The organism is Luteitalea pratensis, assembly GCF_001618865.1.
Lineage (GTDB): Bacteria > Acidobacteriota > Vicinamibacteria > Vicinamibacterales > Vicinamibacteraceae > Luteitalea > Luteitalea pratensis.
Window position 1 is genome coordinate 4340419 of sequence record NZ_CP015136.1, and the last position, 16024, is coordinate 4356442.

13 protein-coding genes are annotated in these 16024 nt (G+C 67.9%); 9 read left to right on the forward strand and 4 right to left on the reverse strand.

Going from position 1 to position 16024, the window contains the following annotated elements; genetic code table 11:
- The first annotated feature begins 156 nt into the window (after positions 1 to 156).
- From LuPra_RS17805 to LuPra_RS17835, 7 genes are all read left to right on the forward strand, one after another.
- Positions 157 to 2952 (forward strand): thrombospondin type 3 repeat-containing protein, encoded by a 2796-nt coding sequence (locus LuPra_RS17805; protein ID WP_234800449.1) that lies wholly within the window; start codon positions 157 to 159, stop codon positions 2950 to 2952.
- 89 nt (positions 2953 to 3041) lie between these two features.
- Positions 3042 to 4148 carry a hypothetical protein gene (locus LuPra_RS17810; RefSeq protein WP_157899344.1) on the forward strand — a complete coding sequence of 369 codons (1107 nt, stop codon included), beginning with the start codon at positions 3042 to 3044 and terminating at the stop codon, positions 4146 to 4148.
- Positions 4145 to 5635, forward strand: a complete 1491-nt coding sequence (locus LuPra_RS17815; RefSeq protein ID WP_110171991.1) for an MBOAT family O-acyltransferase — start codon at positions 4145 to 4147, stop codon at positions 5633 to 5635. Before LuPra_RS17810 ends, LuPra_RS17815 begins: the two co-directional genes overlap by 4 nt.
- A gap of 101 nt (positions 5636 to 5736) precedes the next feature.
- Positions 5737 to 5997 carry a hypothetical protein gene (locus LuPra_RS17820; protein ID WP_110171992.1) on the forward strand — a complete coding sequence of 87 codons (261 nt, stop codon included), beginning with the start codon at positions 5737 to 5739 and terminating at the stop codon, positions 5995 to 5997.
- 14 nt (positions 5998 to 6011) lie between these two features.
- Positions 6012 to 8810 (forward strand): 2-oxoglutarate dehydrogenase E1 component, encoded by a 2799-nt coding sequence (locus LuPra_RS17825; protein WP_110171993.1) that lies wholly within the window; start codon positions 6012 to 6014, stop codon positions 8808 to 8810.
- A 9-nt stretch (positions 8811 to 8819) separates the two neighbouring features.
- Positions 8820 to 10094: a 2-oxoglutarate dehydrogenase complex dihydrolipoyllysine-residue succinyltransferase gene (gene odhB / locus LuPra_RS17830; RefSeq protein ID WP_110171994.1), complete on the forward strand. Its 1275-nt coding sequence runs from the start codon at positions 8820 to 8822 to the stop codon at positions 10092 to 10094.
- A gap of 62 nt (positions 10095 to 10156) precedes the next feature.
- On the forward strand, positions 10157 to 10630 hold the full coding sequence (locus LuPra_RS17835; RefSeq protein ID WP_110171995.1) for a hypothetical protein: 474 nt from the start codon (positions 10157 to 10159) through the stop codon (positions 10628 to 10630).
- A 23-nt stretch (positions 10631 to 10653) separates the two neighbouring features.
- Here the strand turns inward: LuPra_RS17835 and LuPra_RS17840 are convergent, their stop codons facing one another.
- Positions 10654 to 11475, reverse strand: coding sequence for an alpha/beta hydrolase (locus LuPra_RS17840; RefSeq protein WP_157899345.1), 822 nt, complete (start codon positions 11473 to 11475; stop codon positions 10654 to 10656).
- Between the two features lie 185 nt (positions 11476 to 11660).
- Between LuPra_RS17840 and bcp the strand changes: the two genes are divergently transcribed.
- On the forward strand, positions 11661 to 12137 hold the full coding sequence (gene bcp / locus LuPra_RS17845) for a thioredoxin-dependent thiol peroxidase (RefSeq protein WP_110171997.1): 477 nt from the start codon (positions 11661 to 11663) through the stop codon (positions 12135 to 12137).
- The gene (locus LuPra_RS17850) at positions 12134 to 13387 is read left to right on the forward strand and encodes a ChaN family lipoprotein (protein WP_162271437.1); all 1254 of its coding nucleotides are present in this window, start codon (positions 12134 to 12136) and stop codon (positions 13385 to 13387) included. Before bcp ends, LuPra_RS17850 begins: the two co-directional genes overlap by 4 nt.
- Before the next feature lie 162 nt (positions 13388 to 13549).
- On the opposite strand, the gene LuPra_RS17855 is transcribed toward LuPra_RS17850, so the two are convergent.
- The 3 genes from LuPra_RS17855 to LuPra_RS17865 are packed head-to-tail and all read right to left on the reverse strand — an operon-like array spanning position 13550 to position 16013.
- Complete coding sequence (locus LuPra_RS17855; RefSeq protein ID WP_157899346.1) at positions 13550 to 14464, reverse strand: endonuclease/exonuclease/phosphatase family protein; 915 nt, start codon at positions 14462 to 14464, stop codon at positions 13550 to 13552.
- Entirely contained in the window at positions 14461 to 15543 is a 1083-nt protein-coding gene (locus LuPra_RS17860) for a dipeptidase (RefSeq protein WP_110172000.1), read from the reverse strand. Before LuPra_RS17860 ends, LuPra_RS17855 begins: the two co-directional genes overlap by 4 nt.
- Positions 15543 to 16013, reverse strand: a complete 471-nt coding sequence (locus LuPra_RS17865) for a RidA family protein (RefSeq protein WP_110172001.1) — start codon at positions 16011 to 16013, stop codon at positions 15543 to 15545. The genes LuPra_RS17860 and LuPra_RS17865 overlap by 1 nt, the downstream gene beginning before the upstream one ends.
- Positions 16014 to 16024: the final 11 nt, after the last annotated feature.

Consider the following 16024-nt stretch of genomic DNA (forward strand, 5'->3'; position numbering starts at 1 on the left):
CCGCAAAGCGGCGTCCTCCTACGAACGGCGAGCGCGCTCTCGCGTCGCAGGTCTACACCACCGCCGCTGGCGACGCGCCTGCCGGACCCGCCGCCGTAGCCGTGGTATAAGTCCGCCCGAGCCTCCCGACCTCGATCCGCTCACCCGGAAGACGCTGTGCGTCTCACTGTCGGCTGCAGGATGGTGCGCCGCGGCTTCGTGTGGGCCCTGGGCCTTGCGGCGGCGCAGGCACCATCGATCACGCCGTTATCGCCGTGGCGGCCAACCCTGAGCCCTGGGGACGGGCCTGGCGCGCTGCGGGCAATGGCAGCCGAACGAGTGGAGAACAAGATGGCTCGCGTCCTGAACTCTTATCGCCGCGTGCTCGCCTACGGCTTCGTCCTCACCAGCGCGCTCACCGCCAGTCCCGCCTTGCTGCGGGCGCAGACCGCTGTCGTCGCCGAACCGGTCGCGGGGCTGGTCGATGCCCCCGAGGCGCACATCACCCAGGTCACGCGAGATGGCGCACGCCTGGTCGCGACCTTGGCGCCGGGTGACGACAACCGGGTCGTGCTCGATACGCACACCGGCACCACCGTATTTGCAGACCCGGTTCGGAGGTACACCCTCTCCCCGGAAGGCTCCTACGTCGCCTGGTTCGACGGCGGGTTCTTTGGTGACATCTACCTTCGAAACCTGGCGAGCGGGGAGGAACGCCCGGCCTTCCGCAGCGGCCTGGGAACCTACGCAATCGTGCTCTCCGACGAAGGCACCAGGGCGGCGACCCTCGGCTCCTTCGCCTTGACACTCCTTCGGTCTTCGGCGGTAATCGCGGGAGCAGCCGGCCAGGCGATGACGACGATCGACACGCGATTGTGTCCGCCCCCAGGGATCAGCGGCACCTGTCTGGGTGGCCCCCTCGGCATCAGTGCCGACGGGCGCCACGTCGTGTACGGCGCGTACTATACGTATGGCGACGGCGGCGCAAGTCGCACTACCGTGACGACTGCCGACCTCACCACTGGGCTCACGCAAGCGGTACCTGTGCAGCACCCGGATCTCGATGGGTCGGTCTCGGGCGAATTCGACCTCAGCGGCGATGGCAATTGGATCGGTGTCACGGCCCAGACGCGCGTCGGTCGCCATCCACGGGCGGCGCTGTTGGTCCGAGCCGGCGGACCGACGATGCTCGTCGCTCCGTCCCTCGGTGACACGTCCTTCATGGGTATCAGTGACAGCGGCCGCTTCGTGCTCGTCGCATCGCCTGCGAGCGTGTCCGGCGGGGAGCGCCTCCGCGTGGTCGACCGAACCAGCGGCGTGCTGACGGAGGTGATCTACCAGTCTGTTGCGCACCAGGCCGACTACCGCCTCGAATCCGCGCACCTCAGCGGTGACGGGCGAACCGTTGTCGGCACGTTGGTGCGCCGAACCTCCACCGATGCACCCCATCGGCGCACGTTCATCGCTCGTCTCGACAGCGACGGCGACGGACTGCACGACGGTTGGGAAACTGTGTTCGGTACCAATCCTGCCGATCCCGCCGATGCCGCACTCGATCCGGACCACGACGGCCGTACCAACGCACAAGAGAACGTCGACGGCACCCATCCGAACGGAGTACCCGTCCGCTACTTCGCCGAAGGTGCCAACGGCACGTTCTTCGCGACGTCGCTGTCGCTGTTCAATCCATCGAACCAGGACGTGACGGCCAACGTACGCTTTCTCGGCCCGGATGGGGCTGCGGCCTCGATGCCCGTTGTCGTGCCGGCGGGTCGACCCGCGTATCTCGATGCCGATCAGGCCAACCTGCCCTTCACCGAGTTCTCGATCATCGTCGAGAGCGTCGTGCGACTCGTCGCCGAACGCCGCATGACATGGGACCGCACCGGGCAGTATGGCAGTCACAGCGGCACGGGCGTGGCGGCCCCCTCGACGACGTGGCATTTCGCCGAAGGCGCCACCATCGCGGGGCTGCAGACCTTCTTCCTGCTGCAGAACCCTGGTGATGTTGCTGCGACGGCGACCCTGCGCTTCCTGCTGGCGACCGGCAATGTACAGGAGCGCACGCACACGGTCCCCGCGGGCTCGCGCCTCACCGTCTGGGCCAACCAGGAGGGCTCGCCCCTCGACGCCGCGGAGTTCTCGACGACAGTCGTTTCCGATCGGCCGTTGGTGGCCGAGCGTGCCATGTACCGCGATGCACCGGGCGAGACGTTCGCGGCGGGCTCGGCTGCCGCCGGGGTCACGATGCCGGCGACGGCGTGGTTCTTCGCCGAAGGCGCGACGGGGGCCTTCTTCGACACCTATTTGCTCCTGTCCAACCCCAACGACACACCGGCCACCGTGAACGTGGAGTTCGTCCGTTCTCATGACTTCGGGGACATCAACACGGCCTGGCCCATCCAGAAGGCCTATGTTCTGGCGCCCCACAGTCGTCGCACCATCTGGGTCGTACAGGAAGATGAGGGCCTGCGAGACACGCAGGTGGGTGCCCGAATGGCGTCGGACCTGCCCATCGTCGCGGAACGCACCATGTGGTGGCCCGGGCCGACCTCCGCCACCTGGCGCGAGAATGACGCCGAGTCCGGCTCGCCCGAGAGCGGCCAACTGTGGGCCGTCACCGACGTGCAGGCCGATGCCGACGACGGCGGCTGGGACACGTTCGTCCTTGTCGCCACGACCGAGCAGTATCTGTCGCACGTCCGGATCCGGGTTGCGTGTGTTGACGGCACGACTGTGACTCGCGACAAGAGCCTGTCGGTCAATCGCACGACCCTGTGGATGCGTTACGAATTCCCGGAGATCGTCGGCAGCCGCTGCGCGGCCACCGTGGAGTCGCTGCCCACCCGCATCACGTTGTCGCCGACCGTGCCGCTGTACCGCACGCCGCTTGTCGTCGAAAAGGCAATATATCGCGGGCACTTCGCCGCCGGTGGAGTGACGCTGGCGACCCGCCTGCCAGACCCGCCCTAGGCCTTCAACAACCCAATTCCTCCAGCGTTCGACGTCTGGCGTTGTCGTTAAGCGTCAGGCGTCAGGCGTTCTATAATGGCCGGTCGTACGTGTCCGCATCGCCCCTCCCTTCACCTCATCCCCACGAGTTACCCCGAACGCCGCCGGCCGAGTGGTCCCGCCGGGGATGGGTGCGCCTGCTGGCGCTGCTGGTCGTCGGGGCGACGTTGCCGTTGCTGTGGCATCCGGTGATGGCGCGACTCTCGACGCGCGCAGTGCAACCGAGCTACCTGCCAGCGCTCGAGGCGGCGCGGGAGCGCATCGCGTTCCGACCGGGCCCGATCGAGGACCTGCACCGGCTCAAGCCGTCCTACGTCTTCATCGGTGACTCGATGCTCGGGACCCGCATCGATGCGGGTTACCTCGCGGGCCTGCTGGGCAAGGACGTCGCGATGCTGGCACGCGCCGGAACCGGACCCGCCTACTGGTACCTGAGCTTCAAGAACTACCTGATCGCCAGTGGCGAACGGCCCCGCGTCACGTTCTTCTTCTTCCGTGACCTGAACATGACCGATCCGCTGTTCCGCCTCACGGGGCCGTTTCGCTGGTCGCTCGACGAGGTGGCCGGTCCCGAGGAGCCGGCGCTGAACGACGTCATCGCGGCACGCGTGCGAGGGCCGTGGTTCCGCGTCCACAACACGGTCAATACGGTTTACGGGATCGATCGCGCCAACGCGTGGGTCGAGCGGCAGCTATATGACTGGCCCACCCGCCTGTGGACACGTGACGAGCCGTCGCGGCGCGCCTGGCTGGACAAGATGAACTTCGAGATCATGGGCCTGGACCGCTTGCGGCCCATGGCGGCCGCCGACCTGCAGGCGGCCGAGGACGCCGAGGCCGACTTCGATCGCTTCGTGCCGCGATCGGTCCTGCCGTTGATCATCGATCTCGCGAAGCAGCACGACATGAAGGTGTGCTTCGTGCGCGTGCAGCGGCGTCCCGTCGGCAACAAGGCACCGGAGCAGTCGCCGCGGATGCAGGCGTACGTGCGCGAGTTCCGCGCCTACGTCGAGCAGCAGGGCATGTACTTCCACGACGACACGGGCGATCCGATGCAGACCCTCGCCATGTACGAGGACGGCGATCACATCGCGCGTGCGCATCGGCAACGCTACACGCGCCAGTTCCGCGCCAACCTCAACCAGCTGCTCCGATGACGTTCCACAGCCTGGACTACGTCGTCTTCTTCCTGGTCGTGTCCGCCGTCTACTGGCGGCTGTCACACCACTGGCAGAACCGCTTCCTGCTCGGCGCCAGCTACCTGTTCTACGGATGGTTCGAGCCATGGTTCTGCCTGCTGCTCGCGGGCACCACGCTGGTGGACTGGTTCGCGGGCCTGAAGATGGACCCCGATCCCGCCGTCGACGACGCGACGTACGCACGCCCGGACGCACAGGTGCGCGCGCGACGGAGATGGTGGCTGGTGCTCAGCCTGATCTCGAACCTGTCGGTGCTGGGGTTCTTCAAGTACTTCAACTTCTTCGTCGACAGTGCCCAGGCCGGACTTGCGGCGCTGGGCCTGAACACATCCCTGCCGGTGCTCCAGGTGGTCCTGCCGGTCGGGATCTCCTTCTACACGTTCCAGAGCCTGTCCTACACCATCGACGTGTACCGCGGGCGGTTGCGCGCCTGTCGATCGCTGCTCGACTTCGCGCTGTTCGTGGCCTTCTTCCCGCAGCTCGTGGCCGGCCCGATCGAACGCGCCGAGGCGCTGGTGCCACGCGTGCTGTCATCGCGCGTGTTCAACCTGGTGGTGGCGCGCGACGCCCTGGTACTGATGGCCTGGGGCTTCTTCAAGAAGCTCGTCATCGCCGACAACGTCGGCGTCATCGCCAACCGGGTCTTCTCGATGAAGGATCCGGGATTCGAGATGCTGTGGGCAGGCGTCTTTGCGTTCGGGGTCCAGATCTACGCGGATTTCTCGGCGTACACCGACATCGCGCGCGGCACCGCACGATGGCTGGGGTTCGACCTGATGAAGAACTTCGATCACCCCTACGTCGCGGTGTCGCCGTCGGACTTCTGGCGCCGCTGGCACATCTCGCTGTCATCCTGGTTTCGCGATTACCTCTATATCCCGCTCGGGGGTTCCCGTCATGGACTGCCGCGCACGTTGCTGAACGTGATGATCACGTTCGTGATCTCCGGCCTCTGGCATGGCGCCGCCTGGAACTTCGTGCTCTGGGGCACGTTCCATGGGCTGCTGCTGGTCGGGGAGCGGACATGGCGGGCGCTGCGCGGGGTCAGTCGCCACGGCCGGCATCGCCTGCCGCTGTGGCGCGCCCTGCCGCAGTGGGCGGCAATGTTCGTGCTGGTGCACATCGGCTGGTTGATGTTCCGCGAGGGCGACGCCGCCAGGCTGTGGCGCGACGTGATGCTGGTGCCCGGCACCGCGCCGCTCGCCGAGCGGCAGGCGGGGCTGTACCTGTTCCTGATCTCGTTCACGCTCTCGCTGCCGTTGTGGGCCCACAGCCTGTGGACCGTGTGGCACGGACGGTCGTACTCGGATCGGCCGGCGGTTCGTGAGATCGAAGTCCCGGCGACCACGGTCGCGTGGCAGGCGCTGGCAATCGGCATCATGTTCGCCACGATCCTGGTGCTGCGCAGCCGGACCTCGCTCGACTTCATCTACTTCGCGTTCTAGGCTTGGGGGCTGCAGGCTGCCGGCTACCTGAGCGGCCGGTCGTCTCGCGGCCTGCCGGACCACACGCGTGGCCTGTAGCCTGTAGCCTGTAGCCATTCCTGATGTCGCAGGCATCCCTCCCGCCCTTCGCCGCCGTCGTGCTCGAGGCCCTCGCCGGTCACGGCTTGCGGCCGCATACCGGGACCGGCGTCGACGTATTGCGCGCACAGGTCAGCGACCTCTACCGCTACGAGATACGCCAGCTGCGCGGGCGCCTGCTCGCCGGCGACATCCCCAAGGCGTCCTATGCCGATGCCGTTCGCGCGCTGCGACTGCGCTACCTGCTCCTGTCCGTGCCGAAGGACCAGTGGCGGGTGCGATAGAATCTGGATTCCGTATGGGTGGATGGAACGAGTTTCAAGGGCTGAATGCCGGGTACGTCCTCGAGTTGTACGACCGGTACCGGCAGGATCCCACCGCGGTCGACGCGCAGACGCGCGCCTACTTCGAGCAGTGGACGCCCCCGGATCAGTCCCCGGTGGCCGCCCCCGCAGGGACCGCCACGGTCGACCTCCGGGCCGTCGTGGGCGTCGCCACGCTGGCCGAGTGGATTCGCCGGTACGGGCACCTCGGCGCCCAGATCGACCCGCTGGGGTCGCGGCCGACCGGTGACCCGATGCTTGCCCCCGAAGGCCATGGGATCACCGAGGAACAGCTCCGGCAGCTCCCGGCCAGCGTCGTCAGCGGACCGCTTGCCGAGGGCCAGCCCGACGCGGCCGCGGCCATCGCCGCCCTGCGGAGGGCCTACTGTTCGCGTACCGGCTACGACTTCGCGCAGGTCTTCGTCCCTGAAGAGCGCGAGTGGCTGCGAATCGCCGTCGAGACGGGGCGCTTCCGTCCGCCCATGGCGCCCATCGACGAGGAGGCGCTGCTCGATCGCATCACCGAGGTCGAGACTTTCGAGCGTTTCCTGCACCGCACGTTCCCCGGCAAGACGCGCTTCTCGGTCGAAGGCCTCGACATGCTGGTGCCGATCCTCGACACCGTCATCGACGGCGGCAACGACGGCGGGCTGAGGCACGTGCTGATCGGGATGGCGCATCGCGGCCGGCTCAACGTGCTGGCGCACGTGCTCGGCAAGCCGTACGCGCAGATCCTTGCCGAATTCAAGGACCCGGTGCTGGCCCGCACCGGCTATCGCATCGACCTCGGCTGGACCGGCGACGTGAAGTACCACGCCGGCGCGCTGCGCCAGGTGGACGACGACACGCAGGCGTCGATGGCGCCCAACCCCAGCCATCTCGAGTTCGTCAATCCGGTCATCGAGGGCATGGCCCGTGCGGCGGGCACCGACGCCGGCAAGCCGGGCAAGCCGGTGTTCGACGCGACCCTCACGCTGCCCGTCCTCATCCACGGGGACGCGGCCTTCCCCGGACAGGGGATCGTCGCGGAGACGCTGAACCTGGGACGCCTGGACGGCTACACGACCGGCGGCACGATCCACATCATCGCCAACAACCAGCTCGGGTTCACCGCGGTCCCGGCCGAGTCCTACTCGACCTCGTATGCGAGTGGCCTGGCGCGCGGCTTCAAGATCCCGATCGTGCACGTCAACGCTGACGATCCCGTGGCGTGCATCGAGGCAGCGCGCATGGCGTGGGCGTATCGGGCGCGCTTCCAGCGCGATTTCCTGATCGACCTCGTCGGGTACCGCCGCTACGGCCACAACGAAGGCGACGAGCCGGCCTTCACGCAGCCGTTGATGTACCAGAAGATCGCCAACCACCCGACGGTGCGCGAGCAATGGGCGGCTCACGTCGAGCAGACCACCGGCCGCACCGGCATCGCCCAGGCGATGGTCGAGCGTCGAATGAAAGCCCTCGAGCAGGTGTACGAGCAGCTCAAGCCCGAGGAAGCGATCGTCAATCCGATCCCCGAGCCGCCGCCGGCGGGCGCCGCGCGTCATGTCCGGACCGCGGTGCCGATCGCACAGTTGCAGGCGATCAACGAGGCGTTGTTGACGCGGCCGGAAGGCTTCGTCGGTCACCGCAAGCTGGATCGCGGCCGCGAGCGCCGCAAGGCCATCTTCGAGGATCGCGACGAGCGCACCATCGACTGGGCTACCGCCGAGGAACTGGCGTACGCCAGCATCCTGGCCGACGGCATTCCGATCCGCCTGACCGGAGAGGACGTGCAGCGTGGCACCTTCAGCCATCGCCACGCGGCGTTCCGCGACGTCGAGACCGGCGCCATCGACATCCCGCTGCAACGCCTGCCGCAGGCGCGGGCGAGCATCGAGATCCACAACAGCCCGCTCAGCGAGAACGCCACGATCGGGTTCGAGTACGGCTACAACGTACAGGCCCCGGACCGGATGGTCATCTGGGAGGGCCAGTACGGCGACTTCATCAACGGCGCGCAGGTGATGCTCGATCAGTTCGTCACCTCGGCGCGGGCCAAGTGGGGGCAGACGCCGTCGCTGGTGCTGCTGTTGCCGCACGGCTACGAAGGCCAGGGGCCGGAGCACTCGAGCGCGCGTCCGGAACGGTTCCTCGCCGCCGGCGCGGACATCAACCTGCGGATGGCCAACTGCACCACGGCGGCGCAGTACTTCCACTTGCTACGCCGGCAGGCGCTGCTGCTCACCACCGATCCGCTGCCGCTGATCGTCCTGACGCCGAAGAGCCTGCTGCGCCATCCTCTCGTGGCCTCCACGCCGCGCGAGCTCGAGGAGGGCGCGTGGCGACCGGTACTCGACGACGACGAGGCGAAGGCGCGAGCGCGCGAGATACGCCGCGTCGTGTTCTGCAGCGGCAAGGTCTACGTCGATCTCGTGTCCGCCGAGCAACGCCAGGCCGACCGGCAGACGGCGATCTGCCGGATCGAACAGCTGTATCCGTTCCCGAGCGACGCGGTGGATACGGTGCTCGATGGCTACCCGAACGTCGAGGACGTCGTGTGGCTGCAGGAAGAGCCATTCAACATGGGTGCCTGGGATTTCTTCCGCCCGTGCTTCGAGGAACTGCTCGACGGGCGGCTGCCGGTGCGCTACGTCGGTCGGCCGCGCAGCGCCAGCCCGTCAGAGGGGTCGCTCGGCTGGCACATGATCAACCAGAAGATGCTGGTGGCCGAGGCATACGCCCCCACCGCTCCCGCGTCTCGCGGCACGCGCAGCCGGGTCAAGGCAAAGGCATAGAGAGCACACATGGCCGCACAGGTGGTGGTCCCCCAGCTCGGTGAATCGGTAGTCGAGGCGCGCGTCGCGCGCTGGCTCAAGAAGGAGGGCGAGGCGATTGCCGTCGGCGACCCGCTCGTCGAGCTCGAGACCGAGAAGATCGACCTGGAAGTGAATGCCGATCAGGCCGGCGTGCTGGCGAAGATCCTGCGGCAGGAAGGCGAGGACGTGAAGGTCGGCGAGCAGCTCGCGCTGATCGAGGCCGGTACCGGTGCCGCTGCTGCGCCCGCGTCTGCCCAGTCGGATGCGCCAGCACACGCGACGCCAGCGCCGCCCGAGGCGATCACACCCGCCGTGGCCGCGGCCCCTGCCGGCGCGGCCGATGGCCCGCGCAGTACGCCGGCCGCCCGAAAGGCCGCCGAAATGCATCAGGTCGACATGGCCCAGGTCCAGGGCAGCGGCAATGCCGGGCGCGTGATGCGGCGCGACGTCGAGGCGGCCGCCACGCAGGCCGCTCCCGCTTCGCCGGCAGCGCCAGCACCGGCGGCGGCCAGGTCGGCACCGGCCCCGGTGGCCCCGCCGCGCCCCGCCATCGCGCCAGGCAGCCGCACCGAGGAACGCGTGCGGATGTCCAAGCGCCGCCTGACGATCGCGCGCAATCTCGTCGAGGCGCAGCGGACCGCGGCGATGCTCACCACCTTCAACGAGGTGGACATGACCGAGCTGATGGGCCTGCGCGAGCGCCGCAAGGAGCAGTTCGCCAAGCGGCACGGCGTCGGCATCGGTATCGCGTCCTTTTTCGTCAAGGCGGCCGTCGCCGCCCTGAAAGCCTTCCCGCGCCTCAACGCCGAGATCCAGGGCGAGGAGATGGTGCTCAAGCACTACTACGACGTCGGCATCGCCGTCGGTGCGGAGCAGGGTCTCGTCGTGCCGGTGATCAGGTCCGCAGAGCAGTTGTCGTTTGCCGGTATCGAGCTCGCGATCCGCGATTTCGCGGCACGGGCCAAGAGCAACACGCTCACCCTCGAAGACCTCAAGGGCGGCTCGTTCACGATCACCAACGGCGGCGTGTTCGGGTCGCTGCTCAGCACGCCGATCCTGAACCCGCCGCAGGTGGGCATCCTCGGCCTGCACAAGATCGAGGACCGACCGGTGGCGATCAAGGGCCAGGTCGTCGTGCGACCGATGATGTACCTCGCGCTCTCCTACGATCACCGGATCGTGGACGGGCTCGAAGCCGTGCAGTTCCTGGTCAAGGTCAAGGAGTACATCGAGGATCCGGGGCATCTGTTGCTCGAATCCTGAAATTTGAAGTTTCACACTTCAAATTTCATCGGCCGCGGTTCTCGACGGAGCGTCCTATCTGTATGCCGCCGACACGACCGTACATCGCCACGGTCCTGCTGCTGGGCTGCGTGCTCGGCTCCTCCCCCGCATGGGCCCAGCAGCCGGCGGCGCGTGCGACGGTCGACCTGGATCGCATCCGGCGGCAGCTCGCCGTCGAGCCCACCGAGTCCATCTTCAGGGGACCCGTGCGCGCCGACTACACCGTGCGGGTCGAGGATTCCCCGGACGATCTCGACTATCACTTCGGCTGGCTGTACGACCAGACGACTGCGACGCCGGGGTACGTACGACCCTGGTACCCCTCCTACCACTACGAGATGCTGTCGATGGTGATCCCGATTGAGCACCGGGCGCAGCTCTATCCCGTCGGGGTGCCGACGAGCGTGATCGGCAGCGCCGTCGGTGCGATCAAGGACGCGTTCCGCAAGCGGAAGGAACGTGAAGCCAAGAAACAGGTCGAGGCCGAGGTGGCAGCGATCAAGAAGGACCAGTAACTTGAAATTCCGGATTTGACATTTCATCTCACCGGAAAGAGGAACTCCAGCATCGGAGCCACGCGTTCGGCCCACGCGGACTCCGCGTGCGGCGCTTCCGGGGCCTCGAGGTAATGCAGGTCCGATCCACGCTGCCATCCCTTCGCCTGCAGGATCCCCTTCAGCGCCCGCGTGTTGCGCAGCGTGTCGCGGCCTTCAGCGGTACCGACGTCGAGCCAGATGCGCCAGGGCAACCGGCCTGGCAGCGCCTCGACGCGTGTCAGCAGGGCCCGGCGATCCCACCAGAGCGACGGCGACAACACCGCCAGCACACCGAAGACGTCAGGATGCTCGAGCCCGATGTGGAGCGTGACCAGGCCGCCGAGCGACGACCCCCCGAGCGCCGTCTGCGCCGCCGCGGGATGGGTCCGGAACGTGCAATCGACGTACGGTTTCAACTCCTCGACCACGAATCGCGTGTAGGCGTTGGCCTGCCCGCCGGCATCGCGATGCGTGTCGCGGGTCGGCGCGAATTCATCGGCCCGCTGCGAGCCGGCGTGGTTGATTGCGACGATGATCAGTGGGGCGACGCGCCCCTCCTGCACGAGCCGTTCAGCCGTTTCGTCGACGCCCCACTCGGTGCCCGCAAACGACGTGCTCGTGTCGAACACGTTCTGGCCGTCGTGCAGGTACAGGACGGGAAACCGGCGATGCCGGTCGTCCTCGTACCCGGGCGGGAGGTAGACGAGGACGTCGCGGCTGTTGCCGAGCGCGTCGGACTGGAAGGCCTCGAGCAAGCGGATGTCGCCGGTGAGGCTGCGGCCATCGCGTGGCGCCTGGACACACTGGGAGGGGCCCGGGGACACGGCTACGCGTGCCACCGAGACGATGCGAGCCGGTGGATCATCGCCACCAAGTGTAAACCGCGCGCGCCCAGGAACGTGCGCTTCAGGTAGCCTGTATGTTACCAGCCGGCCGGCGACGCACGCCGGCATGGCGACAAGCGCCCGGACGATTGGGCGGGCGAACCAGGCAAAGGACGCAATACCAGATGGCACTCATCGAACCCGGCACCACGGCCCCGGCGTTTTCGCTGCCCGACCAGCACGGCACGATCCACACCCTTTCGGCGTACCGGGGGCGTCCCGTGGTGTTGTTCTTCTACCCGAAGGACGACACCTCGGGGTGTACGAAGGAAGCCTGCGGCTTCCGGGATGCCCTCCCGGATTTCTCGAAGGTGCAGGCGGCGGTTTTCGGCGTCAGCATCCTCGACACGGCGAGCAAGGCGAAGTTCGCCGCCAAGTACGGCCTGACCTTCCCGCTGCTCGCCGACGAGGACCACGCCGTGTGCGACGCCTATGGCGTGTGGCAGGAGAAGAGCATGTACGGCCGCAAGTACATGGGCATCGCCCGCGTGACCTACCTGATCGACGCCACCGGCGCGGTGGTGCGCCGCTGGGATGCCGTGAAGGTGGAGGACCATGCCGCCGAAGTGCTCGACGCGGTGAACCAGCTGGGGGACCGGTGAGCCGCGCCACACGACTGCTCTTGCTCACGCTGACGGGCACGCTCGTGCTGACCGGCCTTTCCCGCGGCCAGGGCCGCGAGCCGTTCAACCTGGAGGTGGGCGACCCGGCGCGCAAGACGAAGAGCATCGCGCTGGTCGTCGATCAGATCCACGACACCAACAAGGGCGTCGACGTGTCGCCCGACGAAGTGGCCGCGGCGCTCTCCGACGCGTCGATCGTGCTGGTCGGCGAGGCGCACACCTCGATCGAGTCCCACCGCGTGCAGATCGCGGTAATCGCAGCCCTCCAACGCGCCGGACGCAAGGTGACGATCGGCCTCGAGATGTTTCCGGCCGAGGCGCCCACGGCGCCGTTCGATCGGTGGCTGCGCGGCGGCATCGACGAGGCCGCACTGTTGCGCGAGTCGGGCTGGTACGACTACTGGGGCTATCCGTGGGGGTACTACCGCGACGTGTTCCTGATCGCGAAACAGTACCGGTTGCCGATCCGCGGCGTGAACGCGCCACGCGCGGTCGTCGCCATGGTCGGCCGGCGCGGACTTGCCGGCATCGGCGGCATGGAGCGCGGCCAGATCGCTCCCACCATCGACACGACCAACGAGGAGCACAAGCAGGTGTTCCTCGCGTACGTCGGTGGCACCAGCGACACGCCCGCCTCCGCCACAAGCTCCGGCGCGCCAGGGCACGGCGCCGGCATGCCAGCCGAGACGCTGCAGCGCATGGTCGATGCGCAGTGCACGTGGGACGCGACCATGGCCTTGCACGCCGCCGAGTTGATCAAGGACAACCCGGACCCGAAGGCGGTGGTCGTCGTGCTCGTGGGCAGCGGACACGTCGCGTACGGGCTTGGCATCGCACGGCAAGCGAAGGCGTATACCGACAAGCGGGTCGCGACGGTGCTGCCGATCGCCAGCACGCCTGGCAAGCCGGAGCAGATTCGCGCGTCCGTGGCCGACATCGTCTGGGGCGTGCCGGCCGAGACGTACCCGCTGTTCCCGACGCTCGGCGTCTCGTTCCGCAGCAACGGCGATCAGCCGAACACGGTGCTGATGGTGTCGCCCGGGTCGGCGGCCGAGACGATGGGGCTCAAGCCGGGCGACATGCTGATGACCATCGACGATCAGCCGATCCACAAGGACGTCGAAGTGCGCGCGCTGCTCGATCGCAAGCAATGGGGCGATGCCGTCAAGGCGACGGTCAAGCGCGGCGCTGACACGCTGACGCTGACGGGCCGCTTGCGGCGGCGGTAGGCATTGGAAGGTAGCGCCAGGCTGTCCCAGCCCGGCGTTCCGGCGGCGTCGGATCGTAGCGGTCGCGGGCCGGCCCGCTGGGACAGCGGGCCGCTACCTACCGTTTGTAGCCGTCGACCTTCAGGTCGACGGGCGTCGCGACCGTCGGACAAAGTCCGACGGCTACATCCCCTTCGATCGCAGCGTCGCGGTCACCGGGAAATGATCCGACGGATAGCGGTCGCCGCGCGCCGCGCGGACGATCGCCGCGTCGACCACGTCCCACTCCGGCGTGACGAAGATGTAGTCGATCTTCTCGCCCTGCACCTGACCGAACTTGAAGCCGGTGAAGGTCCCCGCTGGCGAGGCGTCCGGGTGCGCGACCCTGAACGTGTCGCGCAGGACGCTGCCGTCGAGCATCGCCATGACGGCCGGATTCTTCTCGCCGGCGTTGAAGTCACCGGTGACGATGACTGGTGCCTTCGGGTCGCGGGCCTCGACTCGCTTGCGGAGCAGCGCGACCGACTTCTCTCGTGACGGTTGCGACTGGTGATCGAGGTGCAGGTTGTAGACATACAACGGCCGCCCGTCGGGCGCCGTGAACTGCGCCCACGTGCAGATGCGCGTGATGGTGTTGCCCCACGACGTGGAGGCCACGCGCTCTGGCGTCTCCGAGAACCAGAACGTGTCGCTCCGGCTCAACGAGAGACTCCCCCTCCGGTACAGGATGGCCGAGTACTCCCCCTTCCTGATCCCATCGTCGCGGCCGACGCCCACCATCGAGTAGTCCGGCAGCGCCTCGAGGATGTACGCCAGTTGCCCGTACAGAGCCTCCTGCACGCCGAGAACCTGCGGCGCCTCGGCGCGGATGACGTCGACCAGGAAGTCCTTGCGCTTGTCCCAGTGGTTCTCACCGTCGCTGGCGGTGCCGTAGCGAATGTTGAAGGTCATGACCTTCAGCGTCCCGGCAGGCGGAGGCGCGGCCGATTGCGCGCGCAGCGGCGCCGCGGCGGCCGCGGCCGCCGCCAGCGCGCCGAGCACCACCGTGCGCCGGCTCGGCCCTTCGTGGAGTGACTGCGGTGAAACGGTGTGACTCATGCGATCCATGTCCGGTTCGCCCAGTGGGCGCGAAGAAACCCGACGACGTTGCGCCACCTGAAGCCCTCGAGATCGCCGTCGGTGAAGCCGCGGCTCCCGAGGACGTCGCAGAGGCGATGGAGGTCGGCGATGGTATCAATCTCCTGCGGTGTCTGCTCGGTGCCAAAAGCGCCGTCGAGATCCGACCCGATGCAGACGTGCCGCGTCGACCCGGCCAGCGAGCAGATGTGCACGACGTGATCGGCGAGCCGCTCGAACGTGCAGCCCGTGGACTGCGGCGTGGACGAGCCGCGGACCCACCCGGGCACGATCATCCATGCGTCGCACGACGCACCGATGACGGCGCCGCGCGCGATGACGGCCTTGATCTGATCGTCTGGCAGTTGCCGCTGGTCGGGCACGAGCATGCGCGCGTTGTGATGGCTGGCCCACACCGCGCCGCCGAACAGGTCGAGCGCCTGCCACAGGCTGTCGTCGCTCAGGTGCGTGACGTCGAGGATGACGCCGAGGCGTTCCATGGCTGCCAGGAGCGCCGGCCCGTTGGCCTCGAGCGGACCCGTGGTGTGCGTGCCCGGAGCGTAGCGGCCGGGACCGTAGTGCGCAGGCCCCACGGCACGCAGTCCATCGCGAACGGCACGTTCGAGGTAGTCGACCGACACGAGCGAGTCGGCACCTTCGAGGCTGCGCACGTAGCCGATTGGCGCGTTGTCAGGCGGCACCTGCCACAACGCGAGATGCGCGTCGAGAGAGGCGAGATCGGCGATGGCCGCCATCTCTCCGGCCTTCTCCATCTCGCGATACCACGCCAGTTGTCCTTGCGTCTGCGCCCACGCCTGCTCGGCCGAATGCCATCCAGGCAACGGGTTGTCCGGGGCGACGTACCGGGCGATCTGGGTCGCGACCACGAGGCCGAAACCGGCGCGGCGCAACTCGGGCAAGGACACCGTACCGCGTCCGCGGTCCGGCTTGTCGGTGAGCGCCGACTCGCGCGTACGAATGGACGCGATCGGCTGGCGCAGGTCGCGATTCCACTCGAGCGCGTTCATGGCCAGGTCGAGGTGCGCGTCGACCAGGAACATCACGCGTCCTCGAGGCGGAACAAGGCCTCGATCTCGACCGGGATGTTCCCCGGCAGCGACCCCATCCCGACGGCGCTGCGGACGCCGACGCCGCGTTCCTCGCCCCAGATGGCCGCGAACAACTCGCTGCAGCCATTGATCACGAACGGGTGCCGGTCGAACTCGGGTATCGCCCACACCATGCCCAGCACCTTGACGACGCGATGGATGCGGTCGAGCGAGCCAACGGTGGCCTTGATGCTCGCGATCATGGAGAGGCCGACCTGCCGCGCCGCCATCTTGCCCGCCTCGGCGTCGAGGTCCTGCCCGACCCTGCCGGTGATCATCGACCCGTCCGGCTTCATCGTGCCGTGGCCCGAGACGTACAGGTACACGCCCTCCACGAGCGCGGGCTTGTAGACACCCATCGGTTTGGGCGGGGGCGGGAGTTCGAGGCCGAGGGCGGCGAAGCGTTCTTCAGGTGTCGACATGGCAGGAATTG

Coding starts and splice junctions, on each gene's coding strand:
- LuPra_RS17825 (WP_110171993.1), top strand. CDS start 6,012: ATGGGTGGATGGAACGAGTTTCAAGGGCTGAATGCCGGGTACGTCCTC.
- LuPra_RS17855 (WP_157899346.1), bottom strand. CDS start 14,464: ATGAGTCACACCGTTTCACCGCAGTCACTCCACGAAGGGCCGAGCCGG.
- LuPra_RS17815 (WP_110171991.1), top strand. CDS start 4,145: ATGACGTTCCACAGCCTGGACTACGTCGTCTTCTTCCTGGTCGTGTCC.
- LuPra_RS17865 (WP_110172001.1), bottom strand. CDS start 16,013: ATGTCGACACCTGAAGAACGCTTCGCCGCCCTCGGCCTCGAACTCCCG.
- LuPra_RS17860 (WP_110172000.1), bottom strand. CDS start 15,543: ATGTTCCTGGTCGACGCGCACCTCGACCTGGCCATGAACGCGCTCGAG.
- LuPra_RS17835 (WP_110171995.1), top strand. CDS start 10,157: ATGCCGCCGACACGACCGTACATCGCCACGGTCCTGCTGCTGGGCTGC.
- odhB (WP_110171994.1), top strand. CDS start 8,820: ATGGCCGCACAGGTGGTGGTCCCCCAGCTCGGTGAATCGGTAGTCGAG.
- LuPra_RS17820 (WP_110171992.1), top strand. CDS start 5,737: ATGTCGCAGGCATCCCTCCCGCCCTTCGCCGCCGTCGTGCTCGAGGCC.
- bcp (WP_110171997.1), top strand. CDS start 11,661: ATGGCACTCATCGAACCCGGCACCACGGCCCCGGCGTTTTCGCTGCCC.